At 70.1% G+C, this 6,427-nt stretch carries 6 protein-coding genes; all 6 read right to left on the reverse strand.

The features are described from left to right. Positions 1–4 precede the first annotated feature (4 nt). A complete protein-coding gene (locus ABZT06_RS38645; RefSeq protein WP_355752024.1) occupies positions 5–1,477 on the reverse strand; it encodes a cytochrome P450 in 1,473 nt (490 codons plus the stop codon). A 127-nt stretch (positions 1,478–1,604) separates the two neighbouring features. Next, positions 1,605–2,225 (reverse strand): ATP/GTP-binding protein, encoded by a 621-nt coding sequence (locus ABZT06_RS38650; protein ID WP_355752026.1) that lies wholly within the window; start codon positions 2,223–2,225, stop codon positions 1,605–1,607. Continuing rightward, positions 2,206–2,631, reverse strand: a complete 426-nt coding sequence (locus ABZT06_RS38655) for a DUF742 domain-containing protein (protein ID WP_355752028.1) — start codon at positions 2,629–2,631, stop codon at positions 2,206–2,208. Before ABZT06_RS38655 ends, ABZT06_RS38650 begins: the two co-directional genes overlap by 20 nt. Continuing rightward, positions 2,628–3,035, reverse strand: coding sequence for a roadblock/LC7 domain-containing protein (locus tag ABZT06_RS38660; RefSeq protein WP_007380839.1), 408 nt, complete (start codon positions 3,033–3,035; stop codon positions 2,628–2,630). The genes ABZT06_RS38655 and ABZT06_RS38660 overlap by 4 nt, the downstream gene beginning before the upstream one ends. Further along, complete coding sequence (locus tag ABZT06_RS38665; protein WP_355752031.1) at positions 3,032–4,621, reverse strand: ATP-binding protein; 1,590 nt, start codon at positions 4,619–4,621, stop codon at positions 3,032–3,034. The genes ABZT06_RS38660 and ABZT06_RS38665 overlap by 4 nt, the downstream gene beginning before the upstream one ends. Positions 4,622–4,965: 344 nt before the next feature. Beyond that, a complete protein-coding gene (locus ABZT06_RS38670) occupies positions 4,966–5,625 on the reverse strand; it encodes a helix-turn-helix domain-containing protein (protein WP_355752033.1) in 660 nt (219 codons plus the stop codon). Positions 5,626–6,427: the final 802 nt, after the last annotated feature.

The following is a 6,427-nucleotide window of genomic DNA, read 5'->3' on the forward strand; positions in this document are numbered from 1 at the left end:
CGGGTCACTCGCCGCGCCACCAGCGCAGCAGGCGCCGGAACACGCCGGGTCGGTGGGCCGGCTCGGGCGTCTGCGGTGGAGCGGCGGACGGAGCGGCGGCCTCCACAGGCACCGTCTTGGGCTGGGGAGTGCTGACATGCCAGTTGCTGCTGGAACGCTGGAACGCCAGCGGGTGCGCGGGCCGAGCCATGACGTCCTGTTGGGGCTTCGCCTCGAACTTCACCGGCAGTTCGAGCAAGTGCCGGTTCGAGATGGACGCCCACCAGCGCAGCTCGTCCTCCTCACAGGCGAGTTGGACGTCGGGCAGGCGGGTCAGCAGCGCGTCCACGCCGACCTCGGCGATGACACGGCCGATGTCCTGCCCCGGACACTCATGGGGACCGCCGCCGAAGGCCAGATGGGAGCGGTTGCCCTGCATGTGAACCTTGGTGTCGGGCCGGACCCGTGGGTCGACATTGCCCGGCGCGATGCCGAGGATGAGGGCGTCACCCTTACGAATGCGCTGGCCGCCCAGCTCGGTGTCCTGCTTCGCGACGTAGGGAAGTACGGTACTGAACGGCGGCTCGTCCCACAGGGACTGCTCGACCGCTTGGGGCACCGTCATCTGGCCCCCGTTGAGCTGAGCACGGAATCGCGGGTCGGTGAGCACCACCCTCATCACGTTGGCGATCAGGTTGGCGGTGGCCTCGTACGCCGCGACCAGGATGATGCGCAGGTGTTGGGCGACCTCGTCATCGGTGAGCCGTGCCGGATGGTTGATCAGGTGGCTCGTGAAGTCGTCCCTGGGATCGGCCCGGCGGCGGGCGGTGAGCCGCATCAGGACGTCCATGAGGTATGCGTTGCTGGCGATGGCGGTCTCGCTGCCCTTGGGCATGTCACGAGCGGCCTGCACGATCTGGTCGTTGTACTCGTCGGGCATGCCGAGGATCTCGCACATCACCATCATCGGCAGGTGCTCGGCGAACTGGGCGACCAGGTCGGCCCTGGCTTCCCGACAGAACTGGTTGACGAGATGCTGGGCCGCCCGGTTGACATAACGGCGGATGCCCCGGTGATCGATGGTCGACATGGCGCCGGTGACCGCGCCGCGCAACCGCAGATGCTCATCACCCTCGGCGTGGACGCAGATGGGTTGCCAGGCGAAGTGCGGCATGAGCGGGTGATCGGTCTTGACCGACCCGTCCTGCAAGGCGGACCACAACCGGGTGTTACGGCAGAACTGCGAGGGATTGCGCACCAGGTGCAGGTTCTCGGCGTGGCCGAGCACCAACCAGATCGGCACGTCGTCGTGAAGCAGCACCGGAGCCACGGGCCCATGCTCGGCCCGGAGCTCCTCGTACACGGCCTCCAGGTCCTCCGCCCCCGGGCCGTACAGCCGACGCAGTCCGCCGACGCCGATGCCGTGCGCGGGGCAGCCGGGGGGCGGGGCGCCCGCGGGGTCGTACGTACCGGCCGGGGTAAAGGGTTCAGGCGTCACGATGGTCGCTCCGGAGCTGAGGTCGATCTGGTCTGAAGGAAGTCATGAGCTGCCCCGGCCCGCGCGGTTCGAGCGAAGACGGGGGCGTGGGAGAGGTCTGCGGCAGTGCGGCTCCGCCGGTCTCGGCTCACACAGGAGCCTTCTCCACCGCCAGCGAATGAAGGAACTGCAACAAGGTCATCAGCACGTCCCGGCTGGACGCCCGCCGTCGCGCGTCGCACTCGACGATGGGGATGTCCGCGCTGAGGTCGAGCGCGGTGCGCAGGTCGTCGACGGGGTGGCGGGGGCCGTCCGGGAAGGTGTTGACGGCGACGACGAAGGGCACGCCCCGTTCCTCCAGGCGGTCCATGACGTCGAAGCTGACTTCGAGGCGCCGGGTGTCCACCAGGACCACCGCGCCGAGTGCGCCTTCGAACAGGCCGTTCCACAGGAACCAGAAGCGCTCCTGGCCGGGGGTTCCGAACAGGTAGAGCACGAGTTGCTCGGTGATGCTGATGCGGCCGAAGTCCATGGCCACGGTGGTGGCCGTCTTGGTCTCGGAGCCGTAGTTGTCGTCGACCCCGATGCCGGCCTGGGTCATGGTCTCCTCGGTGGTCAGCGGTTTGATCTCGCTGACCGAGCCGACCATGGTCGTCTTGCCGACGCCGAAGCCGCCGACGATGACGATCTTCACCGCGGCCTCGGCGGTCTGGGGGAGGTAGTCCTGTGTTCGCGGACCGGGGATGGTGTCAGAGCCTTTGAAGTCCATGCATCACCGCTTCGAGGAGGGAACGGTCGGCCAGCGCCTGGCGGATCACAGGGGCGCGCGCCGTCACCAGTTCGGCCGTCAGCAGCTCGGTGAGCAGGACGGTCACCACGCTGAACGGCAGGCTGAGATAGGCGGACAGCTCGGCCACGGACAGGGGGGCCGTGCAGAGCCTGAGCAGCGCCGCCTGCTCGGGCGTGGCGGAGGGCGGTGGGTCGACGTGCGCCACGATTAAGGTGACCAGGTCGAGTTCCGAGCGTTCGGCTCCGTCGGGGCCGGTGATGACGTACAGCCGCTCGGGGTTCTTCTTCGGTCCCTCGGGTGGGTCCTGGCGCTCCTGCTGCGGGGGTGTCGGTGGCTGTTCCGGGCTGGGTTCGGGGTGTCGCCGTCGGCGTTGCGGAGGAGTCATACGGTCTGCCCGTTGCGCCGGGGCGGGCTGGTGAGGTGCGCGCCGATGCGGACGACCAGGTCGCTCATGCGGGCGCTCATGTGGCCGGGTTCGGTGATGATGTCGGAGAGCACCGCGAGGTAGGCGTTGGGGCCGGCGGCCATGAGGTAGAAGTAGCCGCCGTGGATCTCGATCAGGACCATCTTCATCTTGCCGTCGCTGCCCGGGATCTCTCCCGCGACCGCGCCCGCCAGGCTCTGCAGGCCCGCGCAGGCGGCGGCGACGCGGTCGGCGGTGTCCGGGTCACCGCCGTGCCGGGCGATGCGCAGGCCGTCGGCTGAGAGCACCACGATCATCTGGATGCCCGGTACGCCTTTGGCGAGGTCCTGGAGCATCCAGTCGAAGTTGCCTCGCTGCTGGATCACTTGAGGTTCCCCTCGTCTTCGGCCTCGGTACGGGCCGGTTCGTCGGTCGGCTGACTGGCGGTGGAAGCGGTGGGGCGCTTGAGGCCGTCCATGAACGCCTGGACCCACAGGCCCGGCGGGGTGTCGTCCGGCTTCGGCTCGGGCTCGGGTTCGCGGCGGGCCGTCGACCAGATGGTCGGGCGGCCTTCCCGCTCGGCCTTCTCGATCTCGGCCTGCTCGGCGTAGCGCTGGGCGAGCGGGGTCTTGACCCGGCTGCGGCGCTGCGGCAGCCCGTTGGCGGTCCACTCGGTGACCTCGGGGACGTCGTCCTCCATGGACACCGGGGTGGTGAACTTGGGGCTGGTCGGGCGGCGCTTCTTGATCGTGCGCTTGGGGCCCGGCAGCGCGCCGAGTTCGGCCTTGGGCACGGCGGTGGCGCCGATGCCGTGGGCGAGTCCGACGCCGGGCTCGTCGGTGAGCATGTCGCTGGGCACGACGAGGATGGCGCGGACGCCGCCGTATGCGGAGGCACGCAGGGAGACCTGCATGTCGTACGCCTGGCAGAGCCGGCCCACGACGGCGAGGCCGAGGCGCGGCGACTCGCCGAGGTCCTGGAGGTCGACACCGGCCTTGGCGCGCTCCAGCATGCCCTCGGCGCGCAGGCGGGCCTCCTCGCTGAGGCTGACACCGGCGTCCTCGATCTCGATGCAGACGCCGGTCTGCACCTCGGTGGCGGTGACGTGCACCTTGCTCTGCGGCGGCGAGTAGCGCGTGGCGTTGTCGAGGAGTTCGGCCGCGGCGTGGATGACCGGCTCGACGGCGGTGCCCTTGACGTTGACCTTGGCGATCGAGGAGAGGTCGATGCGCCGGTACTCCAGGATCCGGGACATGGCGCCGCGCAGCACGCTGTACAGCGCGACGGGCTCGGGCCACTGCCGGCCCGGGCGGCCACCGCCGAGGACGGAGATCGAGTCGGCGAGCCGGCCGATCAGCGCGGTGCCGTGGTCGATGCGCAGAAGGTCGTCGAAGACCTCGGGGTTGCGGCCGTGGTCCTCCTCCATCTCCCGCAGTTCGTTGGCCTGCTGGTGGACGATGGCCTGCACGCGCCGGGCGATGTTCACGAAGGAGCGCTGCGCGGCGTCACGCATGATCTCCTCGGTGTCGACGATGGTGAGCACCGTCTTGAGGAGCCGGATCTGCGCGTCGGGAAGGTCCGCCCACGCGGGGTCGATCTCGCCGAGTTGGCGAATCACCTCTCCGGGGGAACTTCCGCGGCGCAGCCAGTCCAGTGCGGTGGGCGCGATCTCCTTGGCGAACCGGACCAGTTCCTGGTCGTGGTCGGCGATGCGCTGCTTCAGATGAGCCGTGTGACGGATGTGCTCGAGTCGCTGGTCACGCAGTTCACGACCGCGCCGGACGGCTTCGGCCGCCACCGCGATCACCAGCAGCGTGGCGACGGCACCGCACCAGGCGACAGCGGCCCTGGCGGGCTGCTGCACCAGCGCGACGCCGGCCCCGGTCACCGCGGCCATGACTATGGCGGGGAGCAACAGCACGCGCGCATACGGCAGTTCACGGCGTCCTGGGGGGGATTGAACACTCACCATGTGGGCCCTCTGAGACGTATCGACGGGGAGTCGCACATATAGGGAACAAGCGCACGAATACACATCAACTCGGTGCGCTGCGGGCGAGCTTAGTCCGACCGGATCATCGCCATGTCATATTCAGCAAGCGCCTGAAACGGGCATTGCGACTGGAGTACCCTCGGCCCATTTGTACGCTCCGGCACTGTTCGAACACGGTGAGTCAGGACATACGGGCGTGCGAACATCACTCACCGTGGCGGGTGAAGGTCGGCTTCCGGCTGGATGCCGGAATCAGATTCCGGCGGGTTGCCGGGCTGGGTTCAGGCGGGGTGCCGGACCGGAGTTCAGGGGGGCACCAGGGTTCAGGCGGAGTGCCGGACCTGGGTGCCGGCGATGCGCAGAGCCGCGTCCGCGGTGGCCTCCGCGAACACGGAGACGGATCGCTCGGGGTCGGAGCGGTGGACGAGGATCACGCCCTCGATCAGGCCGAACAGCAGGTCCGTGCGCAGCTCGAGCTCGCTCTTGGCGAGGGCGCCACCCGCGGTCGTCGCGGCGAGCAACTGTCGGTAGGCGTCCTTGAGTTCGGCACGCACGGCATGGAAACCGGCGAACCGCTCGGCACGCACCTCGGGCAGCAGATAGAGGCCGCCGAGGTTGTGCGTACCGCCACACAGCACCTCGACGTCCGCGCGGCACAGCTCCCACAGCCGGTCCTCCGCCGGAACCGTGTCGTCCGCGAGCAGCTCACGGGCGTACGCCAGCGAGGGCGTGACGGTGGACTCCAGGAGCTCGGCGAGGAGTTCCTCCTTGCCGGAGACGTAGTGGTACATGGACGCCTGCCGCATGCCCGCGCGCTCGGCGACGGCCCGGGTGCTGGTGGCCGCATAGCCCAGGGAGGTGAACAACTCGGCGGCGGCAACGAGGAGTTCATCGCGCGGCGCCAGTCCGCTGTCCGGCCGCCGATCGGCCCGCGGCCTGCCGACCCGCCGTCCGGACTCCGCCGCCCCACCTGTCGTACCCATGGGTTCGATCCTCGCACACGGGGTCCGGGACGCACGCGGGTGATCGTCACGCCCTGATGGGCCGCCGGCACCTTCACCTTCCGCGCGGGCGCACTTCAGCCCCTGGGGCTGCCGCCCCGAGGGCCTTGCACTTCCCGCCCGGGGCGCCGCCCCGACGCCGGTGCGCCTCACTCCGTAGGCGGCGGACCCCACACGGGCGCACCTCACACCCCGCCAGGCCCCCCACCGCCACGCACCTCACGCCGCAGGAGGCCGACCCCGCACCGGCGCACCGCACACCCTGGGAAGCCGACCCGACGCCCGCGCACCTCACGCCCTGGGGCACCGGCCCCGCCCCCGCGCCCTGCCCGCCCGGAGCCCCGCTCGCCTGTGCACACGACATCCTCCGGCACTGACCACCCCACACCGGTGCACCGCACACCCTGGGAAGCCGACCCAACGCCCGCGCACCCCTACGCCCTGGGGCGCCAGCCCCGCCCCCGCGCCCTGCCCGCCCGGGACACCGCCCCACACACCGGTGCACTGAACGCCCCCGGGCACCAACCGCACGCCGGCACACCCCATCCCCAGACTGGCCCCACCCAACGCCCGCGCACCCCACCCTCTGGGGCACGGATCCCACCCCAGCGCCCTGCCCGCCCGGGACACCGACCCACACCGGTGCACTCAACGCCCCCCCGGGGACTAACCCCCCACCGGCGCACCTAAGACGTCGTCTCATTTGGCGTGTTCGATAGTCTGGTGTCGTGGGGATCGTTGAGCGTCTGGTGCCAGATGAGTTGTGGGAACTGTTCGAGCGGGT

This window comes from Streptomyces sp. NPDC005483, assembly GCF_040606035.1.
GTDB lineage: Bacteria > Actinomycetota > Actinomycetes > Streptomycetales > Streptomycetaceae > Streptomyces.